Origin of the sequence: Marinobacterium profundum (assembly GCF_001528745.1) — a bacterium.
In the GTDB taxonomy this organism is placed as follows: domain Bacteria; phylum Pseudomonadota; class Gammaproteobacteria; order Pseudomonadales; family Balneatricaceae; genus Marinobacterium_A; species Marinobacterium_A profundum.
Genome location: NZ_BCNS01000104.1, coordinates 42,863 through 64,727 on the forward strand (window position 1 = coordinate 42,863; position 21,865 = coordinate 64,727).

Annotated in this window: 19 protein-coding genes; 8 read left to right on the forward strand and 11 right to left on the reverse strand. The window is 57.5% G+C overall.

The features are described from left to right. Window positions 1-9: 9 nt before the first annotated feature. Window positions 10-987 carry a YeiH family protein gene (locus MPRO_RS10355; RefSeq protein ID WP_067291480.1) on the reverse strand — a complete coding sequence of 326 codons (978 nt, stop codon included), beginning with the start codon at window positions 985-987 and terminating at the stop codon, window positions 10-12. A gap of 94 nt (window positions 988-1,081) precedes the next feature. Here MPRO_RS10355 and MPRO_RS10360 point away from each other — a divergent pair, with 94 nt between their 5' ends. The 3 genes from MPRO_RS10360 (at window position 1,082) to MPRO_RS10370 (ending at window position 3,510) form a co-directional block, all read left to right on the forward strand. Beyond that, on the forward strand, window positions 1,082-1,966 hold the full coding sequence (locus MPRO_RS10360; RefSeq protein ID WP_067291483.1) for a LysR substrate-binding domain-containing protein: 885 nt from the start codon (window positions 1,082-1,084) through the stop codon (window positions 1,964-1,966). 169 nt (window positions 1,967-2,135) lie between these two features. Then, a complete protein-coding gene (locus MPRO_RS10365) occupies window positions 2,136-3,122 on the forward strand; it encodes a DUF3179 domain-containing protein (RefSeq protein ID WP_245635068.1) in 987 nt (328 codons plus the stop codon). A 199-nt stretch (window positions 3,123-3,321) separates the two neighbouring features. After that, the gene (locus MPRO_RS10370) at window positions 3,322-3,510 is read left to right on the forward strand and encodes a hypothetical protein (RefSeq protein ID WP_245635069.1); all 189 of its coding nucleotides are present in this window, start codon (window positions 3,322-3,324) and stop codon (window positions 3,508-3,510) included. A gap of 52 nt (window positions 3,511-3,562) precedes the next feature. On the opposite strand, the gene MPRO_RS10375 is transcribed toward MPRO_RS10370, so the two are convergent. Further along, a complete protein-coding gene (locus MPRO_RS10375; RefSeq protein ID WP_067291490.1) occupies window positions 3,563-4,267 on the reverse strand; it encodes a glutathione S-transferase N-terminal domain-containing protein in 705 nt (234 codons plus the stop codon). Window positions 4,268-4,542: 275 nt separating this feature from the next. Here MPRO_RS10375 and MPRO_RS10380 point away from each other — a divergent pair, with 275 nt between their 5' ends. After that, complete coding sequence (locus MPRO_RS10380; protein ID WP_158651787.1) at window positions 4,543-5,727, forward strand: hypothetical protein; 1,185 nt, start codon at window positions 4,543-4,545, stop codon at window positions 5,725-5,727. A gap of 21 nt (window positions 5,728-5,748) precedes the next feature. On the opposite strand, the gene MPRO_RS10385 is transcribed toward MPRO_RS10380, so the two are convergent. The 6 genes from MPRO_RS10385 to MPRO_RS10410 all read right to left on the reverse strand — a co-directional run bounded on the left by MPRO_RS10385 (window position 5,749) and on the right by MPRO_RS10410 (window position 12,270). Next, window positions 5,749-6,384, reverse strand: a complete 636-nt coding sequence (locus tag MPRO_RS10385; RefSeq protein ID WP_158651788.1) for a hypothetical protein — start codon at window positions 6,382-6,384, stop codon at window positions 5,749-5,751. A 115-nt stretch (window positions 6,385-6,499) separates the two neighbouring features. Continuing rightward, the gene (locus MPRO_RS10390) at window positions 6,500-7,261 is read right to left on the reverse strand and encodes a sulfite exporter TauE/SafE family protein (RefSeq protein ID WP_067291499.1); all 762 of its coding nucleotides are present in this window, start codon (window positions 7,259-7,261) and stop codon (window positions 6,500-6,502) included. 111 nt (window positions 7,262-7,372) lie between these two features. Next, on the reverse strand, window positions 7,373-7,822 hold the full coding sequence (gene cynS / locus MPRO_RS10395; RefSeq protein ID WP_067291502.1) for a cyanase: 450 nt from the start codon (window positions 7,820-7,822) through the stop codon (window positions 7,373-7,375). A 70-nt stretch (window positions 7,823-7,892) separates the two neighbouring features. Further along, window positions 7,893-9,611, reverse strand: coding sequence for a bifunctional protein-serine/threonine kinase/phosphatase (locus MPRO_RS10400; protein ID WP_067291505.1), 1,719 nt, complete (start codon window positions 9,609-9,611; stop codon window positions 7,893-7,895). Window positions 9,612-9,848: 237 nt separating this feature from the next. Then, entirely contained in the window at window positions 9,849-10,673 is an 825-nt protein-coding gene (locus MPRO_RS10405; RefSeq protein WP_067291508.1) for a formate/nitrite transporter family protein, read from the reverse strand. A gap of 421 nt (window positions 10,674-11,094) precedes the next feature. Next, the gene (locus MPRO_RS10410) at window positions 11,095-12,270 is read right to left on the reverse strand and encodes an MFS transporter (protein WP_067291511.1); all 1,176 of its coding nucleotides are present in this window, start codon (window positions 12,268-12,270) and stop codon (window positions 11,095-11,097) included. Between the two features lie 99 nt (window positions 12,271-12,369). Here MPRO_RS10410 and MPRO_RS10415 point away from each other — a divergent pair, with 99 nt between their 5' ends. Continuing rightward, window positions 12,370-13,251, forward strand: coding sequence for a LysR family transcriptional regulator (locus MPRO_RS10415; RefSeq protein WP_067291515.1), 882 nt, complete (start codon window positions 12,370-12,372; stop codon window positions 13,249-13,251). A 227-nt stretch (window positions 13,252-13,478) separates the two neighbouring features. Here MPRO_RS10415 and MPRO_RS10420 read toward each other — a convergent pair whose 3' ends face one another. The 3 genes from MPRO_RS10420 to MPRO_RS10430 all read right to left on the reverse strand — a co-directional run bounded on the left by MPRO_RS10420 (window position 13,479) and on the right by MPRO_RS10430 (window position 16,363). After that, on the reverse strand, window positions 13,479-14,789 hold the full coding sequence (locus MPRO_RS10420; protein WP_067291517.1) for a TRAP transporter large permease: 1,311 nt from the start codon (window positions 14,787-14,789) through the stop codon (window positions 13,479-13,481). After that, window positions 14,786-15,280, reverse strand: coding sequence for a TRAP transporter small permease (locus MPRO_RS10425; protein WP_067291521.1), 495 nt, complete (start codon window positions 15,278-15,280; stop codon window positions 14,786-14,788). Before MPRO_RS10425 ends, MPRO_RS10420 begins: the two co-directional genes overlap by 4 nt. 87 nt (window positions 15,281-15,367) lie before the next feature. Next, a complete protein-coding gene (locus tag MPRO_RS10430; protein ID WP_067291524.1) occupies window positions 15,368-16,363 on the reverse strand; it encodes a TRAP transporter substrate-binding protein in 996 nt (331 codons plus the stop codon). A 535-nt stretch (window positions 16,364-16,898) separates the two neighbouring features. Here MPRO_RS10430 and MPRO_RS10435 point away from each other — a divergent pair. The 3 genes from MPRO_RS10435 to MPRO_RS10445 all read left to right on the forward strand — a co-directional run bounded on the left by MPRO_RS10435 (window position 16,899) and on the right by MPRO_RS10445 (window position 21,784). Beyond that, window positions 16,899-17,849, forward strand: a complete 951-nt coding sequence (locus MPRO_RS10435; protein WP_067291527.1) for a 2-hydroxyacid dehydrogenase — start codon at window positions 16,899-16,901, stop codon at window positions 17,847-17,849. A 282-nt stretch (window positions 17,850-18,131) separates the two neighbouring features. After that, complete coding sequence (locus MPRO_RS10440) at window positions 18,132-19,475, forward strand: HD-GYP domain-containing protein (RefSeq protein ID WP_102136299.1); 1,344 nt, start codon at window positions 18,132-18,134, stop codon at window positions 19,473-19,475. A gap of 236 nt (window positions 19,476-19,711) precedes the next feature. Further along, window positions 19,712-21,784 carry a TonB-dependent receptor plug domain-containing protein gene (locus tag MPRO_RS10445; protein ID WP_067291533.1) on the forward strand — a complete coding sequence of 691 codons (2,073 nt, stop codon included), beginning with the start codon at window positions 19,712-19,714 and terminating at the stop codon, window positions 21,782-21,784. Window positions 21,785-21,865: the final 81 nt, after the last annotated feature.

Consider the following 21,865-nt stretch of genomic DNA (forward strand, 5'->3'; position numbering starts at 1 on the left):
TGGAAGCTGTTAGCCGTAGAACAGCACATTCAGACCAAAACCGCCCACCATCAACACAATAAAGAGCACCAGCGACAGCCCCAGCGGTTTGATACCCGCCTGGCGGATGGTGGCCCAACGGGTTTTGATCCCCAGCGCCGCCATGGCGATGGCCAGACTTAGCTGAGATGCCAGCTGCAAGCCCTCCAGCACAATGGTTGGCAGGGTCAGCACGCTGTTCAGGGCCGCCGTGGCAATAAACCCGAAGACGAACCAGGGAATGGGCACCGGCCGGCGCTCACTGCTGCCGGCGGCGCGCTGGAAATAGAGGCTGCCCAGCACAATCACCACCGGGGCCAAGAGCATCACCCGGATCAGCTTGGCGACCACGGCATTCTGCATGGCCTCACCGCCAATGGACTGGCCCGCCGCCACCGCCTGGGCCACTTCATGCACAGTGCTGCCGATATAAATACCGAACAGCGACGACTCCATACCAACGAAACTGTAAATCACCGGGTAGCTGAACATCGCCAGGGTGCCGAACAGCACCACCGTTGCCACCGCCACGGTCACGTCCTGCTCCTTGGCACGAATCACCGGTTCCGTCGCCATGATGGCGGCGGCGCCGCACACAGCGCTGCCGACCGAGGTCAATATGGCGATCTCCCGTGGCAGCCCGAACAGCCGAATACCGACAAAAATACCCATCGACAGCACTACAGTGATCACGATCATGTCGAGCAGAATCGCCTGATAACCGACCGCCGCAATTTGCTGAAAACTGAGGTTGAAGCCAAACAAAATAATGCCCAGGCGCAGCAGTTTTTGCTGGCTGAACGCAAGTACCGCAGCATCGCGCCCGCTACTCGCGGGCTTGGCAACATTGCCGTAGGTAATGCCCATCAGGATCGCCAGCGGTAGCGCGCTGAGCCCGATGGCGCTGAACGACTCGGTTTGAGCCAGCGCTGTCGCGGCAATAGCGATAAGTAACAGTCGAATGAGCATGGCCTGGTCCCCTTATTCCAATTAAGGAGGACTTTATAATCGCCAATACTGTAAGTATATTGGATTGTACTTACATATAACTTAAGAAAAACCGATGAATCTAAGCCTGCGTCAGCTCCATCTGTTTGAAGCCACCGTGCGTCTGGGGCGACTCGGGCTGGCAGCAGAAGAGCAAGCCATCAGCCAGTCCGCCGCCAGCCAGGCGATCAAGGAACTGGAGCGTGCCCTGGGCTACAAGGTGCTGGATCGCATCGGCCGCGAGCTGGTGGTAACAGAAGCCGGCCAGACCATTCTGCCCCGCGTGCGCCAGATCCTCAGCCTGAGCGACAGCCTGACCCGCCCGGACGATCGCCGCATCGCCGGCACCCTGCGCATCGCGGCCAGCGTCACCATCGCCAGCTATCTGCTGCCCAAACTGATTGCCCAGTTTCGCCGCCAGCATCCTGAAGCCGACGCCAAGCTGGAAATCACCAACACCGAGGGCGTCTTGAGCCGGCTCGAAAAGGGCCAGGCACAGCTGGGGATGATCGAAGGCCCGGCCCTGCACCCCAGCCTCGATATAGTGCCCTGGCGCTCGGACCGGCTGGTGGTTTTCTGTGCGCCCGAACACCCGCTGGCCCGCAAAAGCCCACTGGATACCCGTACCCTGGAGGATCAGGAATGGATAGTGCGCGAGGCGGGCTCCGGTACCCGCGCGGTACTGGATGCCGCCCTGCAGGCGCAGGGGCTCAGGCCCCGCATAGCCCTGGAACTGACACGCCACGAAGCCATCAAGCAATCCGTACGGGCGGGGTTGGGCATCGGTTGCCTGTCGAGCCTCACCATCGCCGATGAAGTGGCCGCAGGCCAACTGATACTGCTGGACACCTCACTCAACCTGACCCGGCGCTTTGCCTGGGTTTGCTCACCGGAAAACCGCGACAACGCCCTGATTCAGGCGTTGTTACTGCAGCTGCGGCCGTCGATAGAGACAGAGTAAGTACGCACTATCGACCTAACCGACTATCCGCTGAATTACCCTAAAGGACGCAAACGCCAATCACGCCACCCCGGAAACAAATGGAAGCTAATGGCCGCGCCGGGGTCAAAGGTGACTGGGCATAATGATAGGTTGAGTGCCGGTCGCAAACAAAAAGCGGGAGGGCTGGATGAAAAGCATGCAACGTCTTAGGCTCAGGATTCTGTCCGCGCTGGCATTGATGCTCTGCGCACAGGTCTTTGCACAACAGCTGAATGGCTTCAATTTGCAGGGCGCGCTGGTTCCGGCTGACGACATCCTGCGCGGCGGACCACCCCGGGACGGCATCCCGTCGATCGATGCGCCGCGCTTCGTACAAGCCCATAAGGCCACAACCCTGCGCGACGCGGACAGGGTCATGGGGCTGAGTCGAAACGGTATCAGCAAGGCCTATCCGATCCGCATTCTCAACTGGCATGAGATCGTCAACGACCACTTTGGGGATGAGCCCGTGGCCATCACCTTCTGTCCGCTGTGCGGCTCCGGCATGGTTTTTTTACGTGAGGTGACGCCTGAGGGAACGGGCCAGGTGAAAAGCCAGCCACTCAGCTTTGGCGTGTCGGGCCTGCTCTACAACAGTGACGTGCTGCTCTACGACCGCGAAACCGAGTCGCTCTGGTCCCAGATTCAGGCCCGCGCCCTCACCGGACACTACCGCGGTCAGCTCCTGACACAGATCGCCGTCGAACATACAAGCTGGCTCGACTGGCGCCAGCGCCACCCCGATACCCAGGTGCTGAGTTTTGAAACCGGCTTTGGGCGCGACTACGATTCCAACCCCTATGGCGGCTATGAAGACTCAGCGGCAACCTACTTCCCGGTCAAATTCCGGGCACTGGGCTATCACCCCAAGGAGCGCGTGATCGGCCTGGAACTGAACGGCGAGACCAAAGCCTGGCCTTTCGTAGAGCTGGGTAAAGTTGAGAGCCCGCTGCAGGACCGCCTCGGTGATATGCCCATTGTGGTGCACTTCGATCCTGAACACGGTTCAGCCAGTATCCGAGATAACAACGGCAACCTGCTACCGCCGGTCACACTGTACTGGTTTGCCTGGGCGGCCTTTCATCCGGATACCGAAGTGTTTCGCCAACCGCCTCCGACGGCTGATAGCCGCTAAGGCCATGGTATGGCCCGGCACTGAACGGAGCACCCTGTAGTGATAAGCCCGACCTCTGCTACTATTAGCCGGGAATTAATATTGGGGATTGAAACCTGCGCGCAGCAAGGCCAAGCTGTTACAGCAGCACTAACATAGCTGCTGCCATACGCTCAGCTTTCCGCTTTAAAATACACTGCATGCCCTAACCACAGAGGTGATGACCTTGGCTGTAATTCTTCGAAACTTTAATATCGTACGCATCACCGATGGCAAGAAAGTCGTTAACTGCACCGTCGTTACCATGTGTCCGGACTATGCCGTCATCAAGTACGATGGCAAAAAATACAAAGTCCCCTACCCCATTATCAAGGAAGTAATCGGCCATGAGCTGCTGATCTCAGCCTGAAAAAGGCTGCGGCACCTATCCCAGGCTAGGCAACTCAACCGCACTCAAGCCGTTAAGGCGCTGCAGGTATCATCAGCCCTCGCTGCACCGCAGGGCGCGCCAGAAAGGCATCCAGCGCCCGGGTAACCTCAGGAAAGTCGCTAATGCCCACCAGATCCCCCGCTTCATAGAAGCCGATCAGGTTACGCACCCAGGGGAAGGTGGCTATATCGACGATGGAATAGTTGTCGCCCAGAATCCATTCACGCCCCTGCAACCGCTGATTCAGAACCCCGAGCAGACGCCTGGACTCGGCCACGTAGCGATCCCGTGGGCGCTTGTCGTCATACTCCTTGCCGGCAAAACGATTAAAGAAACCCACCTGTCCGAACATGGGCCCGATACCCCCCATCTGGAACATCAGCCACTGCAGCGCCGCGTAGCGCTCGGCAGGATCCTCTGGCAACAGCTGCCCGCTCTTGTCGGCAAGATAGACGAGAATGGCCCCGGATTCGAACAACGCCAGAGGCTTGCCCCCCGGCCCCTGGGGATCAAGAATCGCCGGAATCTTGTTGTTAGGGTTAAGCGACAAAAACTCCGGCGACAGCTGATCATTAGCAGCAAAATCCACCCGATGGACCTCGTAGGCCACGCCGGTTTCCTCCAGCATAATGGAAACCTTGACCCCGTTTGGCGTCGGCAGCGAATACAGCTGCAGCCGCTCTGGCTGACGGGCGGGCCACTTGCGGGTCACGTCAAAGGCGGAAAGGTCGGTCATCAGCGAATTCCTTTTGTCCTGTGTACATAGAGGTAACGACAGAGCGCCAACAGTAACGCTCTGCCAGCAGCGCCGGTGACAATATGCCACAGCCCCGCCATTTTCTGAACGCCAGCCCATACAGCACAGAGACAGCCATCGCGTAAATAATGCCGATGCTGATCAGGGGGAAATTACCATCGTGCCCCGGAGCGGGGTACTCTGCAGCCTAAACTAATCCGGCCTCAGCCCCGATACAGGGTCAGATGCTGCAACAGACACGGAGATCGGCGCCTATGCCTAGGGCAACAAGGAGTAGCTACTTTACAGCAGGGCTAGTGTTGCTGGCGCTGCTAGCCATGGCAGCCCTGGTAACGGGATGCAGTCGCTCATGGAGCAATTTTTCGCAGTATCCGGGTTTTAGTGACTATTACGCCCAGCATCCGCGCAGCACCCAGGCCGCGACGGCCGCCGAGCAGGCATTGCTGCAACGCTTTCGCCCGCGCCTGTTTCTGGATCAGGACGCTGAAGGCCCGATCAGTTTTTATGCTGACTATATAGCCCAGGGCAGCCTGAGTGCGGCGGACGGAACCCTGCTTTCCCGCCAGGTCGACAGCCAGCTACTGAACCAGTACAAAGCCAGCTCGGAGGTTGTATTCAGTCACCAACCTGAGTCCCGCCCCGTTAACCCACAAGCCTTTGGCCGCGTCGATTATGATCAGCACCCAGTGCTCGGCAGGCTCAGTTTTTTAACTTACCACTTTGTGTTTCGCAACTCCGGCATAGTCGCAAGTTTACCCGGCTGGCAGTCCCTGTTGCTGCCACTGGCGGGCGATCTTGACGACTGGCACCAGCTGGATCATTACACCGCTGCCACCCTGGTGCTGGATCCGCAGTCCCAACCTCTGGCGCTGATGCTGCAGCAACATAACAACCTGCGCAGCTATGTACTGGGCGTCGACCTGCTGACGCCAGACAACCTTGCCGTGCGTCTGGTGGCGGCGAAAAGATCAAACGAGCTTTATCCCTGGCACCCGGGAATAAAAGAGCATCCGGTAGTGCGCTTTTTGAACCCCGACACCCTGCCCTACCTGGTAACAGGCGAACCCAAACCCTGGGTCACCGGATATGATCTGACGCAAGCGGTACGGGAAGCCGAGTATGAACTGGCGTTTATCCCGCCCGATGATGCCTTTTACAGCTTTGCCGGTTTTCTCGGTGAGCGCCGGCGTCTGCCTGGGCGTGACGGCCCTCCGGGAGCTGACTACAACAGCCGACCAGCATTCAAGCGCCCACTGGTGCAGCTGGCGGCATTCAACTGGCAGGAAGGAGATCAGGAGCAGATGCACGCTTTGCTGCAGTTCTTCCAAAATACCGACCTTGAGCAGCCACCATTCCAACGCCTGCTGCAGCTGTTCGAGCGCAAGCTGGCGGCCCGGCAGGCGACCAACATCGAGGGTGAGTCCACCTCAAACCCGTGACGGTTATTGCTGTGGTTTTTGTTATTTCTGCTGCCGCTGCAGCAAGAGCGCGTCGGCAAACTGCTGTTGCAGCAGCGCCTTGTCACTGAAATGGCCGTCAGTCGGGCGCACGGCTATGTCGATCAGGCGTGCAATGGCATAGCCGCGTTGCGCCATCTCGTCCGGTTCACTGCCGTAGAACTGTCGATAGGCGTCACTGAAGGCGAGCCTGGATGCTGCAGGCAACGTCGGCGGCGTGAAATGATTGGGCACCTGGTCATCTTGGTCTGCGGTAAGCATTACCACCGCAGCTATGCCCTCTGGCAACGTCTCAAGCATAGAGGCCTGATCCGGGCTCAGTACGGCGATAAGAAAACCCTGGGACTCACCCAGGGCGCGCAGCTGCTGCGCGACCTGTACGGTGCCCGCCTGGCTGTCGATCCGGCGCAGGTTCGAATCCACGCCCCCCAGGTGACCATCCGATGTTTCCTGCGGATGGCCATCGGTTTCGCGGGTGGCCACTCGCATGCCCTGCCACAGGCTTGATCCCACCGCCGCCTCAGGCCCAGAGAAGGGAGCGATCACCGCAATATCAAAGCTGTGCGCCCAAAGCTGCGTTGGCGCTCCCATCAGCAAACCCACCACGAGTAACATGCACAGCCGGCTTGATTTCAGCATCAGCGATCCCTCGGATAACAGCACCGTTTCGAGCATAGAAAAGCTGTCGAAATCAGATTTACACGCTTGAAGAATAGCTGTCGCAGGCGGTGGATAACAAAAGCCTGCCCAAAGATCATAGCCACTGGCTTATACCGTCCCACAGCAGCTTCAGGGCCAGCAGCGTCAGGGTGAGCTTCAACACCTGGGAAAAGCGCTCGTTGGGGATGCGATCCAGCACCTTCTTGCCGACAAGCGTACCCATAAAGCCGGTGATGATCATCAGCAGCACCAGCCCCAGCCAGTCTGCGAAAGCGAAGCCGAACAGACCAAACACCAGTGCTTTCAGGGCGTGCTGCACCGTCATCAGCGCCGCCATGGTACCTACCAGCTCCATGCGCTCGGACAGGCTGTTGCGCAGCGCGGCAATAATGAAGGTGGCGGTGACGCCAACAAACATCGCCACAAAGGCGGTGATGGCCCCCAGCAGCACGCCGGACTTGCCGCCCGCCAGCCGGGTGCGCAGCGGCAACCAGCAGCTGTAAAGAATAAAGCTGCCAATAATGAGTTTGAGCCAGTGCGCCGGAATACTTACAGCGATCTGGCCACCCAGCAGGCTGCCAGCCAGGCAGCCGAGGGCAAACCAGCCCACCAGCGGCCAGCGAATGTGCTCCTGCATGGTCCAGAGACGACCCAGATTCGACCCCAGCTGCACGGTGCCGTGTACGGGAATCACGGCGATGGGCGGCATCACATTGGCCATGACAGCGATCAGCACGGCGCCGCCGCCCACCCCCATCATGGCCGTCATTGCAGAGGTAAAGGCACTGAGGCCGATCAGAAAAAGAAACTGCCCCTGCTCCAGCGCGGCGGGCCGCAGCCAGTCCAATAAGTCCATCAAGAGAGTCTGTCCTGCTGTAAAAGCCTGATGCGGTAATGCCCGCCCATGCTAATCGAAGCGGGCACAGACCTCAGCAGAATATTGGCGTTCTGGCAGCGAACAGACCTGTCAGTAGGCTTTGTAAGGCAGGAACTTGCCCGACAGCACCACATTGACACGGTCACCGTTGGGATCGGGCTGGCGCTGCAAGTCCATAGAAAAGTCGATGGCACTCATAATGCCGTCACCAAACTCTTCGTGAATCAGTTCCTTGATGGTGCTGCCATACACATTCACCAGCTCGTACCAGCGGTAGATTAATGGGTCTGTCGGCACTGCCGTCGGCAATGAGCCCTTGCTGGGCGTCACCTGAAGCCAGGCCATGGCTTCATCCGACAGGCCAAAGAGCTCGCCGACGATCTCCGCCTGCGCCTTGTTAAACGTCATCTGCCCCAGGCAGGCAGCGGTGGTCCACTCCTTCGACAAGCCAATTGCCGTAGCGACATCCTTCCATTTAATACCCCTCGCGACCTTGGCGCTCAGAATCATTTGAGTGACTTCATCACGATTACTGATCATTGCTGTGTCCTCTTTAGCTTTGGGGAAATAGAACTGATTTAAAACAACCTTGAAGTCGTTGGACGCCGGATTAGCGCTGCAGCAGCACAACAATAATGCCGCCCAGAATGGCCGCGACGCCCTGCCAGAAGCGTACCGGGTTGCGTTCCAGCAAAGGCGGACGCGTCCGGTTAATAAACTGCCGGTTGGGCTGGCGCAGGTCGGCCATGAACTCAGACAGTTCCTGATAGCGCTTGTACGGGTTTATATGAACAGCCTTTTTGAGGGTTTCATCCACCCAGGCGGGAATCTCGCGCTCATCATGCAGTACTGAGCCGTAGTGCAGTCGCCGCTGCGCCGCCGCGGTTCTGCATTTGGAGACCTCGGTGCCGTAGGGAAAATTGCCCGACAGCATGTGATAGGTCAGCACGCCCAGGGAATACAGATCGGAGCAGGAAGTACCCAGCTCCCCCATGAAGTACTCAGGTGCCGTATAGAGCGCAGTGCCCAGAATCACGTCCTGCTGTGCGTCTGGCTCAGACTCCACAATGCCCGCCACCCGAGCGGCGCCAAAGTCGATGATTTTCACCGTGCCACTGTTGTCGATCATGATGTTGTCGGGCCTGAGGTCCTGATGCAGGATTTCCATGCGATGCAGCGCCTGCAGCCCGCGGGCGACCTGTTCGATAATGCCGCGCACGGTTTCAAGTTCCGGCCTGGGATTATCCACAAGCCACTGTTTCAGCGTCTGGCCTTCGATAAACTCCATTGCCGTGTACAGGTACTGGCGGGGGCGGCTCTGGGCCGCAGCTTTGAGTACATGGGCGCTGTTGATGCGCCGCGCCGTCCACTCCTCCATCAGAAAACGTTCCAGATAAGCTGGGTCAGCACCCAGATCAATGGACGGCGTTTTCAGCACCACCCGGCTACTGGCGGCCTCATCCAGCGCCAGATACACATGACTGCGACTGGTGGCATGGAGTTCACGCAGGATTTTATAACCATCAAAGCGTGCCCCCGCCGCCAGTATGGGTGGCAGTTCCAGCGCCTCGGCATCCCGCTGCAACGAAGCTGAACCGGGCTTTGGTAGCGCATCTACACGCACGATCTGCAAACTGAGGTTATCCCCGCTACCCTGCTCCAGCGCATGCTCGACGATGCTCCTGGCGGCAGTGTCCAGGTCGCTGCTGCCTGCAATGCTGTCGAGCACAAAGGCCGTGTCGGCGTATTCATAGACGCCATCGGTTGCCAGCAGGTAGATATCCCCCTCGCTTAGCGGCCGTATTTGATAATCGAGTTCAATATGAGCTTCAACCCCCAGCGCGCGGCTGAGGTGACTTTCGGTTTGCGTCACCCAGAGACGGTGATCGTGGGTCAGCTGCTCCAGACCCTTGTCGTGCAGCCGGTAGATACGGGTATCACCGACGTTAAAGATATGCGCCCGAGTCGCCTTGAACACCAGGGCACTGAGCGTGCAGACATAGCCCCGGTCCTTGTCGAACCGGTAGGGGCTGTTCAGCGTCTGGCTATGCAGCCAGGCGTTGCAGGCCCTAACCACACGCTCCACCGAATGCTGTACCGACCAGGCATCCGAGGTGCAGAAATAGTCATCGAGGAAATTTTTTACCGCCGTTTCACTGGCGATATGACTCAGTTCACTGCTACTGATCCCGTCCGCCATGGCAAAGGCCACTCCCTTGCGACTGAGCAAGGGCTCGGTGGGAAGGTAACAACCGTGAAAGTCCTGATTGGAGGCCTTGAGGCCCTTATCGGCATACTGACCCACTGATACTTTTAAGCGACTGCTCATGGGTACTCCCCGGTGCCCCGGCCACCATAAGTGACCGGGGCTTGGCTATTAACCCGGTGGACACAAATAGGTTCCCTCCCTATTTGTCCGTCACGCCAGAACTCTTTAGCCTAAAAGAATGGGCGCAAGTGCATGGACTTGCTGGTCTTCTTGGGGGCGAAGAGATGGCGTTCGCATTGGCCTGCGACCAATGATGAAGCATCCCTGCTTCATGTATTAACTCACCGGGTTGATATATCAGACAGAAACAGTCTGAACCGTACGTTTCTTGCCGGTGCGAATGTGAGTGGTATAGAGCGTCAGCCCGGTGAACGCCAGACCCCCGACGAGGTTACCCAGCACAGTAGGGATTTCGTTCCAGATGAGGTAATCCATGATGGAGAAATCACCGCCCATGATGATGCCAGAGGGGAACAGGAACATGTTCACAACTGAATGCTCGAAGCCCATAAAGAAGAACAGCATGATCGGCATCCACATGGCGATGACCTTGCCGCTCACCGTGGTGGAAATCATGGCGCCAACTACTCCCATGGATACCATCCAGTTACACAGCATGCCGCGCAGGAAGATGGTGATCCATCCCGCCGCTCCGTATTCCGCATAACCCAGGGTACGGGCTTCGCCCACGCTGGCAATCTTCGCACCCACAGCACCGGGGTCCGTATTGAAGCCGTAGGTGAAAACGAAGGCCATCATCACGGCCACCGTCAGGGCGCCGGCAAAGTTGCCGATGAACACCAGACCCCAGTTCCTGAGAATGCCATTAACGGTCACCCCCGGACGCCGATCCAGCCATGCCAGCGGCGTCAGCACGAATACCCCGGTGAGCAGGTCAAAGCCCATCAGGTACAGCATGCAAAAACCCACCGGAAACAGAATGGCCCCAATCAAAAAGACACCGGTTTCCACGGCGATAGTAATGGCAAACACCGCCGCCAGCGCCAGTATGGCTCCGGCCATATAGGCCCTGATCAGCGTATCGCGAGTCGACATGTGAATCTTGGATTCACCGGCATCGACCATCTTTGTCACAAACTCAGACGGAACCAGATAAGCCATAGCTATTGCCTCTTTCCAGGAAAAATATGTCACTGCGCATTGGCGACCCATCCCTTGGCCTACGCCTGCAGCCTCCGACACTTGCGTGTGAACAGGCACAAAAAAGCGCCCACAACCGACCTGCAAAAGCAGTTCAGTGAGGACGCCGTTGTCCGTAACAAACAATTTGTAGAAGTCTGGGGCGGCCCAATGGCAATCCACCTAACAGGATTGAAAACCCTACCTGTCAAAACTCATACTGGGTAAAGCAATAGTCGTGCCTAAGCTCCGTTATCCGCTTTAGGGTCGCGTAAACAGCCACTCAGGTGCCTGCTGCGCGCCCGGAAATTGCTCCTGCTACCGAGCATCAAGGCGCGCCTGTGGACAGATAAAGCGCAGCAAACCGTAAAGATGCACCGCAAGTGCGCACTACCGGCCAGGCTTAAACACCCGCCGCCGCGGCGCGCGCATCGAGCGCGCCCGACCAGCGGGTCAGCAGCAATGCCAGCAGTACAATCAGGGCTCCGATCCAGGCAGTATCGGTGAGTGCCATATCGGCAATGATGACCCCGCCGATGAGCGAGCCCAGGGCGATGCCGACGTTAAAGGCGGCGATATTCAACCCCGCGGCCACATCAACCGCATGGGGCGCATATTTTTCCGCCAGCTGTACCACATACACCTGCAGGCCCGGCACATTGCCGAAAGCAAAGCCGCCCCAGATCAATACTGTCAGTACCGCTGTAATCGGGTTGGCCGCGCTGAACGTGAAGACCAGCAGTACCAGTGCCAGCGCCGCGAAAATAATTTTCAGCGCAGGAATAGGCCCCAGGCGGTCAGCCAGTCGGCCGCCCCAGATATTGCCCACCGCCACCGAGACACCATAAACCAGCATGATCAGGCCGATGGCGCTGGGCTCAAAGCCCGATACCTGCTGCAGAATGGGAGCAAGGTAGGTAAAGGCCACAAAGGTGCCGCCATAGCCCACCGCCGTCATGGCGTAGACCAGTAGCAGGCGTGGCTCTTTCAGTACCGCCAGCTGTTGTGACACTGTCGCCGCCGCGGGCTGTTTCAGATTACCCGGTACCAGTATTGCACTGCCGATCAGCGCCAAAGCCCCCAGCAGTGACACCACCAGGAAGGTCGCGCGCCAGCCAAAATGCTGTCCGATCCAGGTGCCCAGCGGCACACCAGTTACCAGCGCTACGGTCAGGCCGGTAAACATAATGGCGATGGCACTCGCCTCCTTGTCCTTGCTCACAAGACCGGTGGCAATGGTGGATCCAATGGAGAAAAATACGCCATGGGCCAGGCCCGTCAGAATGCGCGCACTCATCAGTGAGCTGTAGCCGGGCGCCATCCAGGCCAGCAGGTTACCGAGCACAAAGAGCGCCATGATGCTGAGCAGCACTGTTTTGCGGTTCCAGCGTCCGGTCAGGGCCGTAAGCACCGGTGCACCTATGGCAACGCCCAGGGCGTACAGGCTGATCAGCAGCCCGGCCGAGGGCAGCGAAACACCCAGGTCCTGGGCGATAGTGGGCACCAATCCGACGATCACAAATTCGGTGGTACCAATGGCAAAGGCGCTGAGTGTCAGCGCCAGCAAGGCAAGGGGCATGAGCCGTCTCCAGAATGAATACTTGACGGCGTGCATTGTGCGGCGCAATATTTTTTCAATAAACGCCATAAACATCAAAACATATTTGCAGAAACAACAATGATAAGCCGATCCGATGATCTGGAAATACTGCTGGCCGTGGTCGATAGCGGCGGTTTCTCCACCGCCGCCGAGCTACTGGGCATTCAGGTGGCGCGGGCCTCCCGCGCAGTGACCCGGCTGGAACAACAGCTGGCCACGACCCTGCTCAATCGCACCACCCGGCGGGTTGAACTCAGCGAAGACGGGCGAATTTTTGTCGCCCAGGTACGCCAGGGCCTGGCTCAGCTTGAAGGCGCCGAGGAACAGCTGCGCCTGCGTCACCAGGCACCGGCCGGCCCCCTGCGCGTCGATGCCGCCAGCCCCTTTATGCTGCATCAGCTGGTGCCCCACATTCGGGCATTCCGCGAATCTTATCCACAGATCGAACTGGAACTCACCACCAGCGAGGGCTTTATCGACCTGCTAGAAAAACGCACCGATGTCGCCATCCGCATTGGCGAGATGCAGGATTCCAGCCTGCACGCTCGCTTTCTTGGCCGCTCCAAACTCCACCTGGTGGCCAGCCCCACCTACCTGGCAACTCACCCGGCGCCGCAGTCAGCGGCGGAACTTGCCGGGCATGACTGTATCGGCTTCACCTCCCCCGCCAGCCTTAATCAGTGGCCGGTGGGCACCGGCATGCGCATCAATGCCGCAGTCTCGGCCAGCAGCGGCGAAGTCATCCGCCAGCTGTGTCTGGCATCCCAGGGCATCGCCAGCCTGTCCCACTTCATGGTCGCCGACGACCTCGCCGCAGGGCGACTGATCCCGCTGCTAATGGATCAGATACAGTCACCCCACCCGCGCGAGCAGGTCAACGCCGTCTACTATCGCAACACGGCGCTGTCAGCACGCATCAGCGCCTTTCTTGATTTCTTCCAGCCCAGACTTTCGCTTTAAGCCCCTCAGAATCCAACCCCGCGCCTGTGCATTAAAGCGAGTGCAGCCTGACTGCCATTTCCCTAATACAGGGAGCATTTTCCAAAGAACCGCCAGAGAGGGAAAAATGTCGTTATTGCAGGTAAAGCAACAATAAATACGTCCATATACAAAAAAACGCCCGGGAAATGAATCGCCGGGCGCAAAAACCGCAACACTACAGCTTGCCTGTCACTGAGGCCCCTGGCCTATTTAAAGGTGTCCGGCAGCAGCATTTTCGGCAACCAGAGCGCGAGCTCCGGGAAGACGATGATCAGCAGCAGAATCAGTAGCATCGGAATCAGAATGATTACCACATCCCGCAGTACCTGCACCACGTTCATGCCGCCAATGGACGCAGAAATCAGCAGACAGAGGCCGTAGGGCGGCGTCACCAATCCAAAGGCCAGGGACACTATGCCGATAATGGCAAAGACGACGGGGTGAATACCCGCATCCAGCGCCACCGGCAGCAGCACTGTACCCAGGATGATGATGGTTGGAATGGCATCAATAAAGAGCCCGAAAAACAGGAAGAGCGCGCCTATTACCAGCGAGGTGCCAAAGGTACCGAATTCCATGCTGGTCATGGTGGAAACAATCAGTCGGGGCACGTTGTAGAACGCCAGCATCCAGCCGAAAGCCGAGGCCGTCCCTATGGCAAACAGCGAAATGGATGCAAAGCGCCCGGTATCGTAAAGAATCCCGCCCAGGTCCCGCACACTGACCGTGCGATAGACAAACATGCCCAGAATCAGCGCATAGGCCGCGGCGATTATCGCGCTTTCGGTCGGCGTTACAATACCGCCAACGATGCCGCCGATCACCAGTATCGGTGTCAGCATAGCCAGGGCCGCCCCCTTGAAAGCAGTCAGAAACTCAGTAAAGGTCGGACGCCCAGCCGTCGGATAGCCATACACCTTGGCGTATCCATAGACGGTGGCCATCAGCGCTGCGGCTATCATAAAGCCCGGAATAGCACCGGCAAGAAAGAGCGCCCCCACCGATACCGACATCACGCCGCCCCAAACAACCATCAGGATGCTGGGCGGAATGATCACTCCCATCACGGATGAGCAGGCGGTAATCGCAATGGCAAAACGCTTGTCGTAGCCTTCTTTCACCATGGCCGGAATCAAAATTTTGCCACAACCGGCGGCATCCGCGGTCGACGACCCCGAGATACCGGCAAATAGCATCGACACCGCCACATTTACATGTCCCAGCCCGCCCGGCATCCAGCCGGTCAGTACGCGCGCCAGTTCAATCAGCCGATCGGTGATCTTGCCTGAGTTCATCAAATTTGCCGCCAGCAGAAAGAACGGCACCGCCAGCAGGATAAAGGAGTTATAGGACTGGAACATCCGATCCATGATGATGAAGGGCGTCAGGCGCATATCGAGCATCACGACGGGAATAGTGGCGATACCCAGCGCAAAGGCTACGGGCACGCGGATAGCAACCAGCAGGATAAAGCCGCCCACCAGGAGCGCACAGGCTAGCGCGGTCGAGACAATCATGGCGTAACCTCGGAAGATTGACGGTATTCAACAACCGCCTCGTATAAGCGATAGCCCGCGAACAGTGTCCAGAGCGTACCGGCGATCGGCACTGAGATGTAAATGATCATCAGATTGGCGCGCATCATCACAGAATGCTGAATGAAGCCAAACTTGGCATAGTCGATGCCGTACCAGGCAAAGAGCACCGCAAAGATCAGCACGAAGCCCAGCACTATGCTTTTTTGCAGCAAACGCCAGCCTGGACGGATCGCATCGGGCAGCACCCGGACGTCAAAGTGGCTGCCATCCCAGACCGCGATGGCGGACCCAATCATGACAACCCAGACAAAAATGAAAGTCGAAAGCTCTTCGGTCCAGAGGTAGACCGGGAGTATGTCGGTGTAACGGGATATGACCTGCATGCCCACGGGAATCGCCAGAGCGCCCACCAGGGCCCCCATCAATACCCGCAACACCCGACAAAGGTTATCCAGCACTTGTCCCATCATGGTGAGATCCTGAACGACAGTTGGCCGTAAAATAGGCCCGGATGAGATCAGGCTCCTGCGGCCGCAGGCCGCGGAGCCCGATGGGGATTACTTGGCGCGGATAGCGGCCAGAAGATCCGTAGCACCCAGCTCGGCTGCGTACTCATCCTGTACAGGAGTCACGAGTTCAAGCAGATGCTCGCGGTTGGCAAACTCCTGCAGCTGAATCTGACCGGCATCGGCCATTTCTTTCAGCTTGGCACTGTCTTCACGCGCTTCCAGTTCGCGACCGAAGGCACCAGCTTCCTTGCCTGCACGCATAATCGCGGCCTGCAGTTCGGCGGGAAGCTTGCGCATGGATTTGCCACTGAAAACGATCGGCCGCACGGTGATGGAGTGACGCGTGAGCGTGACGTGGGGTGCCACCTCGTAAAACTTGAGGTTCTGCAGGCTGGCCGCTTCGTTTTCGAGTCCTGAGACAACACCGGTCTGAATGGCGTTGTAAACCTCGTTATAGGCAATCGCCGAGGGTGCCGCACTGATAGCCGCAAAGATCTGCGCCTGAATAGGCGCGCCCATCACTCGCATCTTGTGACCGGCAAGCTCATCAATATTGCCGATGGCCTTGCTGGAAATCAGGTTACGGGTGCCACCGCCGGAGTAGCCCACCACCACAAGATCGGCCTTCTCCTTGAGCTCGCCTTCCAGCGGCGCCAGCACATCGCTGGAGAGCACCGAGTTCCAGTGCTCCAGATCCCGGAACAGGAACGGCATGTCCATCAGGGGAATAGCCGGTGCGAAAGTTGCCATATTGGACGGCGCCATAATGGAGTAATCGATGGCCACCCCCTGATTCAGGAAGGTCACGTAGTCGGACTCAACCCCCAGTTCGCCATTAAGGCGCAAATCCATCACCAGCTCGCCATCATAGTACTGGTCCACCAGCTCGCCAAAACGCACCATTGTTTTGGTGAAGGCATGCTCGTTATCGAACATGCTCGCACCGCGCAGCGTGATCGCTTCGGCATGAACCGCGGGTGCCAGTACAACAGCCGAAACGACGGCAGCCTGGAGCAGGTTTTTTGCGTGATTGATAATAGACATGATGTTCCTCTTATTGTTGTATGCACCGCGTTTTTTGGGTCGCCTTAGCCGGTCACTGCACGGCGGCAACCCCCATAGAAGACGTGAATATACGCAACCGGTCAAGCACTATGTGTAAATATTTGTAATATTTATGTTACTTAAACAACATTCACAACAGCTTCAGCAAAACTGCTATGGAAAGCACAAGGCCTTTGAAATCATCATATTAAAGTAGCTTAAAGTACAAAAAAGAAGGACCTGAATCAGAAAAAAACAGCGTTATTCGCAGTAGCCTATCGCAACCGAAAATCAGTGTTCAGCCGGGTTTTATCAAGTATAACGCCCATAAACTGTCCAGGCATTACAACAGGAAAGACTCGAAGTCGCGTAAAATTACAACTAATAACAATATATCGTCACATCCGTACGCGCTATGATCTGGGGGTTTTATATCCGCTACAGCAGACACCGAGGCCTGACCTCCGACGATGAACGCAGCCGGATATTCGATACAACATAACACCAATAGCCCCATGGAAAGGACCCTGAAGCCATGCAACATCTGCTACTCATTGGTGCTGCGACAGAGCGTATGCAACAGCGCCTGGCCGAACATTTTCAGCTGCACAAACTGTCCGAAATCGACGATTTGAGCGGGTTTCTAACCGAGTACGGCGCCCGGATAAGCGCCGTCGCTACCAACGGTCACAGCGGCGTGAAACCGCTCATCATGGACGCCTGCCCCAACCTCAAGGTCATATCCTGCCACGGCGTGGGTTATGACGGCATCGATACCGCCACCTGTGTGGCCCGTGGCATTTTAGTGAGTCACACGCCCAACGTGCTGAATGCCGAGGTGGCCAATACGGCGTTAATGCTGATACTGGCGGCTTATCGTAACCTGCTGGGCAATGATGCCTATGTGCGTTCCGGTCGCTGGCTTAGGGACGGCGCCGCACCACTGTCACACAGCCCCGACAACCGCACCGTCGGTATTTTGGGCATGGGTCGTATTGGCCAGGAAATTGCCGAGCGCCTGCAGGTTCTGAACTCTAGTATCATTTACCACAGCCGCAGCCCCAAGGATGTGCCCTACACCTATTACGACAATCTGACCGACATGGCCCAGGCAGCCGATGTGCTGGTCTGCATCACCCCGGGTGGTCCCTCCACCAGCAAGCTGATAAACCGCGAAGTGCTGAACGCCCTGGGCCCAGACGGCATGCTGATCAACGTATCCCGCGGTACTGTTGTAGATGAAGCTGAGCTTGTGAGCGCGCTGCAGGAAAAACGCCTGGGATATGCCGGTCTGGATGTGTTTGAGGACGAGCCCAGGGTGCCTGAAGCGCTGTTTGCGATGCCCAATGTCGTACTGTTACCCCACGTCGGCAGTGCTACCCATGAGACCCGCGCCGCCATGGCCGCGCTGACGGTGGACAACCTGATACAGTTTCTGCAGGACGGCAGCGTACTTACGCCAGTGCCGGAATGTACTGCAATCTGACCCAGAGCCGTAACTCAGTGGCCAGGGCCACTGAGTTACCAGCATCCAAGATGACCGGGATCGAACGTCATACCCAGTCGATCCAGACCCAAATCAATAGAATCAGTATTTAAATACCACCCCGGCCTGTTTTTTGCTGCCAAAGCCCGGCTAACGGCATAAAAACGCTAGAATGCTAACCCAAAGCGCCAAAAGTCACGTAAAAGGTCTAGAAGCTATACAAGCTGCAGCTCCATACGTTCAGCAAGGCACAGAGGGCGACACATGCTCACCGGGTTAAAAATGTCAGAACTCATCGGCGCTCTTAGTCATGCCCTGGACATGACCGAAGGTCAGCCCAAGGGGCACTGTGTGCGCAGCTGCTGGATCGGCATGCATATAGCCCGTGAACTTGGCATGCCAGATGCTCAGCAATGGGAGCTGTACTACACCCTGTTGCTGAAGGATCTGGGATGCAGCAGCAATGCTGCCCGAATTTGCCAGCTTTATGCCACGGACGATCTCAACTTCAAGCATGACTTCAAGACCGTCGATGGCAGCCTGCCCCAGGTGCTGCGTTTTGTCATGCGTCACACCGGACTTAGCGGTGGCCTCGCCGAGCGCTTTCGCGCATTGATGACAATTATGCGCGATGGCTCCGAAATCGCCCAGGAGCTGATTCAGACACGCTGCGAGCGCGGCGCTGATATCGCCAAAAAGCTGCGTTTCAGCGACGGCGTGGCGGCGGGCATACGTGGCCTTGATGAACACTGGAATGGCAACGGCAAGCCCCAGGGCCTGGCCGGTGACGCGATTCCCCTCTATGCACGCATTGCCCTGCTGGCCCAGGTGATCGATGTCTTCCAGGTCAGCTCGACCCCTGAGCTGGCGCTGCAGGAAGTTCAGCTTCGCAGCGGCAGCTGGTTTGACCCGCAACTGGTAAAGGTGTTTGAGCGCGTGGCAACCAGCAAGGCATTCTGGGCGGTGCTGTCCAGCCACGATATTGAAGAGGCCGTCATGGCGCTGGAGCCGGCGCAGCACGAGGTGCTACTGGACGAAAACTACCTGGACGAAATCGCCGCCGCCTTTGGTCAGGTGGTCGATTCAAAAAGCCCCTATACCGCCGGCCACAGCGAACGAGTGGCACTCTATACCGACATGATCTGCGAGCAGCTGGAGCTGAGTAACAATGACCGGCGCTGGCTTAAGCGCGGTGCCCTGCTGCACGATATTGGCAAACTCGGCGTCAGCAACAGCATTCTCGACAAACCCGGCACGCTGGATGATCGAGAGTGGGCGCTGGTGCGCCAGCACGCCGCCTTCACCGAAGATATCCTGATCCGCATAAGTGCCTTCTCGCACCTGGCAAAAATTGCCGGCGCCCACCACGAACGCCTCGACGGCAAAGGCTATCCCCGCGGACTAACTGCGCCCGATATCAGCCTGGAAACCCGTATCATCACCACCGCGGATATCTTTGACGCCATTACAGCCGATCGCCCCTACCGTGGCCCCATACCGATCCCCGCAGCCCTGGAGATTATGGAGGCAGAGGTTGGCACCGCCATCGATGCCGATTGTTTCAACGCCCTCAAAGCGGCCCTGCAGCTGCTGGTACAGGATAGCCCCACTCCGGAACCGGCATGACCGGCGCATATCTTTTTGCAGTGCAGCATTTATGGGCAAAAAAGGGCGTCTGTGGTACTTTACACACTCATTTTCAAGTCGCCTGTACTCGGACAGAACCATGCTCGACTGGATACTGGCAACCAATGGCTTCATTCTGGAGGCCCTGCTGCTGGTTGCAGTATTAATCCATGTCGGCACACGAATCTGACCCGCGACGCTGAAACTCTATCTACTGATAATTGTGAACAGTTGCCATGAAACATACCCCATCATGTCTGCAGCAAGGCACCCTGGCCTTGATACTGCTGATCCTGACTCCGTTCTGCGCTACAGCCCAGGCGCATTCGGATGATCAGGATCAGGCAATGTTCAGCGAGTCCGACTTCTATGCGGTGATTCCTGAAGTCGTTTCGGCGACCCGTATCACCCAGAAACTGACCGAAGCTCCAGCCTCCATAAGCCTGATCGACCGGGACATGATTCTCGCCTCAGGCGCACTCAACGTTACTGATCTGTTGCGCCTGGTGCCCGGCTTTCAGGCGTTTCATGTCAACGCCAACAAATTCGGTACCACCTATCACGGCGTGAGCGATGATTTCCCCCGCCGCCTCGAAGTCATGGTGGATGGACGTTCCGTTTATCTGCCACTACTGTCCACCGTCGACTGGAATTCCCTGGGCCTTAGCCTCGATGATATAGAACGCATTGAAGTGGTCCGTGGCTCCAATGCGCCCGCCTATGGTTCCAACGCCTTTCTGGGCGCCATCAATATAGTCACCCGCTCGCCCTACACCGAAACAGGGGGGTCACTCAAGCTGCTGGGAGGCTCCCAGAATACCCGTCGGGTGGAAGGCCGTTTCAGCGCACCGGTGGGCAATACGCAAGTGCGGGTTAGTCTGGGCCATGACCAGAATGATGGCAGCGACCGCTTTGGGGATGGCGCGCGCAACCAGTACCTAAACCTGAGCGGGACCCTGGCGCCGACGCTGGCCGACACCGTACTGCTACAGGCCGGTTTCAGCGACGGATACGCTGATCGCGGTGACCTGGGCAACATTGACGAACCCAGCCCTATCTCCAAACGGGATCACCGGGCCAGCTACCAGTTCCTGCGCTGGAATCATGTAACTGACAGCGCCGGCGAAACCCAGGTCTCCGCCTATCACAACTACCTGAACCTCTCGATCCCGTCTCCAAGCGTTGCCGACCTGGTGGAGTATGAGGGCCTGCCGGCCGGCTTTGCCACAGCACTACTGGCACAAAATCCGGATTTTCGACTGGATGGCGAACACGGCAAAACCGAACTCTACGATATCGAACTACAGCATACGCAGCCATGGGTCCCAGATCAGGCCACCTTGGTTTGGGGTTTGGGCTACCGGCAGGAGATTGCCCAGAGCGGTGTGCTATTGCAGGAGCGTGGGCGCATCAATGAAGAACGCTGGCGCCTGTTCGGCAATCTGGAACTGGTACCCGCCGATGCCATGACCCTGAATTTCGGTGCCATGCTCGAGAGCAGCAGCACCAGCGCAGACAGCGCAGAGCTTTCTCCCCGGGTCGCCCTCAACTACAGACCCGATGAGCAGTCCGTTATCCGCACCGCCTACAGCCAGGCCTTTCGCATGCCTTCACTACTGGACAAGAATGCCCAGTCGATAATCTATGACCCAGCCGGCGATGTGATGGATATCGTCGTGGTTCCCAACTCGGACATTGGGCCTGAGCGTATCAAAACGGCTGAATTTGGCTATTACCGGGCTTTCCAGTCTGTACCAGGGCATTTCGATGTGCGAATCTTTGTCGAGGATGTCGATAACGCCATCAGCAGTTTCTGGATAACCAATGATGATCTCGACGGCCGCGAGCGCTTAAGTGCCAACAACGCCTCATGGCGCAACAGCGGCGCCGAGTTTCAGCTACGCCTGCAGCCACTGGAGCCACTCTGGTTACTGCTGAATTACAGCTATATCAATACCACTGACTTTACTGTCGACAAAGGTATTCCCAAAGGCGGTCTGGAGCGAAAGAACAAACCACAAACTCCGCTGCATACAGCCTCGATGCTGTTGAACTACAATTTTGCACCACGCTGGAACTTCAGCCTGGCGCAATACTATATGGATATGGTTGATTGGGATGAAGGCGGCTACCGGGACAGTTACAATCGCACCGATGTGCGTCTGGCAAAGGAATGGAACCTGCCAGCTGGGCAGCGCCTTTCGGGGGCACTGATATTTCAGAACCTGCTGGGTGACAAGTACTCCGAATTTTACCGGTACAATGAATTCGATCAACGCACCTATTTGCAGCTACAACTCGAATTCTGATAACCCGGCGACGCGAATGGATACGCTGAATGCAGGCATCGGATACACGCAAGTACAGGCAACACCCCAATCTTCGGCGGT

What these genes read in the sequence shown, in the direction of transcription:
- MPRO_RS10355 (WP_067291480.1), bottom strand. Translation starts at nt 987, where the DNA reads ATGCTCATTCGACTGTTACTTATCGCTATTGCCGCGACAGCGCTGGCT.
- MPRO_RS10360 (WP_067291483.1), top strand. Translation starts at nt 1,082, where the DNA reads ATGAATCTAAGCCTGCGTCAGCTCCATCTGTTTGAAGCCACCGTGCGT.
- MPRO_RS10365 (WP_245635068.1), top strand. Translation starts at nt 2,136, where the DNA reads ATGAAAAGCATGCAACGTCTTAGGCTCAGGATTCTGTCCGCGCTGGCA.
- MPRO_RS10370 (WP_245635069.1), top strand. Translation starts at nt 3,322, where the DNA reads ATGACCTTGGCTGTAATTCTTCGAAACTTTAATATCGTACGCATCACC.
- MPRO_RS10375 (WP_067291490.1), bottom strand. Translation starts at nt 4,267, where the DNA reads ATGACCGACCTTTCCGCCTTTGACGTGACCCGCAAGTGGCCCGCCCGT.
- MPRO_RS10380 (WP_158651787.1), top strand. Translation starts at nt 4,543, where the DNA reads ATGCCTAGGGCAACAAGGAGTAGCTACTTTACAGCAGGGCTAGTGTTG.
- MPRO_RS10385 (WP_158651788.1), bottom strand. Translation starts at nt 6,384, where the DNA reads ATGCTGAAATCAAGCCGGCTGTGCATGTTACTCGTGGTGGGTTTGCTG.
- MPRO_RS10390 (WP_067291499.1), bottom strand. Translation starts at nt 7,261, where the DNA reads ATGGACTTATTGGACTGGCTGCGGCCCGCCGCGCTGGAGCAGGGGCAG.
- cynS (WP_067291502.1), bottom strand. Translation starts at nt 7,822, where the DNA reads ATGATCAGTAATCGTGATGAAGTCACTCAAATGATTCTGAGCGCCAAG.
- MPRO_RS10400 (WP_067291505.1), bottom strand. Translation starts at nt 9,611, where the DNA reads ATGAGCAGTCGCTTAAAAGTATCAGTGGGTCAGTATGCCGATAAGGGC.
- MPRO_RS10405 (WP_067291508.1), bottom strand. Translation starts at nt 10,673, where the DNA reads ATGGCTTATCTGGTTCCGTCTGAGTTTGTGACAAAGATGGTCGATGCC.
- MPRO_RS10410 (WP_067291511.1), bottom strand. Translation starts at nt 12,270, where the DNA reads ATGCCCCTTGCCTTGCTGGCGCTGACACTCAGCGCCTTTGCCATTGGT.
- MPRO_RS10415 (WP_067291515.1), top strand. Translation starts at nt 12,370, where the DNA reads ATGATAAGCCGATCCGATGATCTGGAAATACTGCTGGCCGTGGTCGAT.
- MPRO_RS10420 (WP_067291517.1), bottom strand. Translation starts at nt 14,789, where the DNA reads ATGATTGTCTCGACCGCGCTAGCCTGTGCGCTCCTGGTGGGCGGCTTT.
- MPRO_RS10425 (WP_067291521.1), bottom strand. Translation starts at nt 15,280, where the DNA reads ATGATGGGACAAGTGCTGGATAACCTTTGTCGGGTGTTGCGGGTATTG.
- MPRO_RS10430 (WP_067291524.1), bottom strand. Translation starts at nt 16,363, where the DNA reads ATGTCTATTATCAATCACGCAAAAAACCTGCTCCAGGCTGCCGTCGTT.
- MPRO_RS10435 (WP_067291527.1), top strand. Translation starts at nt 16,899, where the DNA reads ATGCAACATCTGCTACTCATTGGTGCTGCGACAGAGCGTATGCAACAG.
- MPRO_RS10440 (WP_102136299.1), top strand. Translation starts at nt 18,132, where the DNA reads ATGTCAGAACTCATCGGCGCTCTTAGTCATGCCCTGGACATGACCGAA.
- MPRO_RS10445 (WP_067291533.1), top strand. Translation starts at nt 19,712, where the DNA reads ATGAAACATACCCCATCATGTCTGCAGCAAGGCACCCTGGCCTTGATA.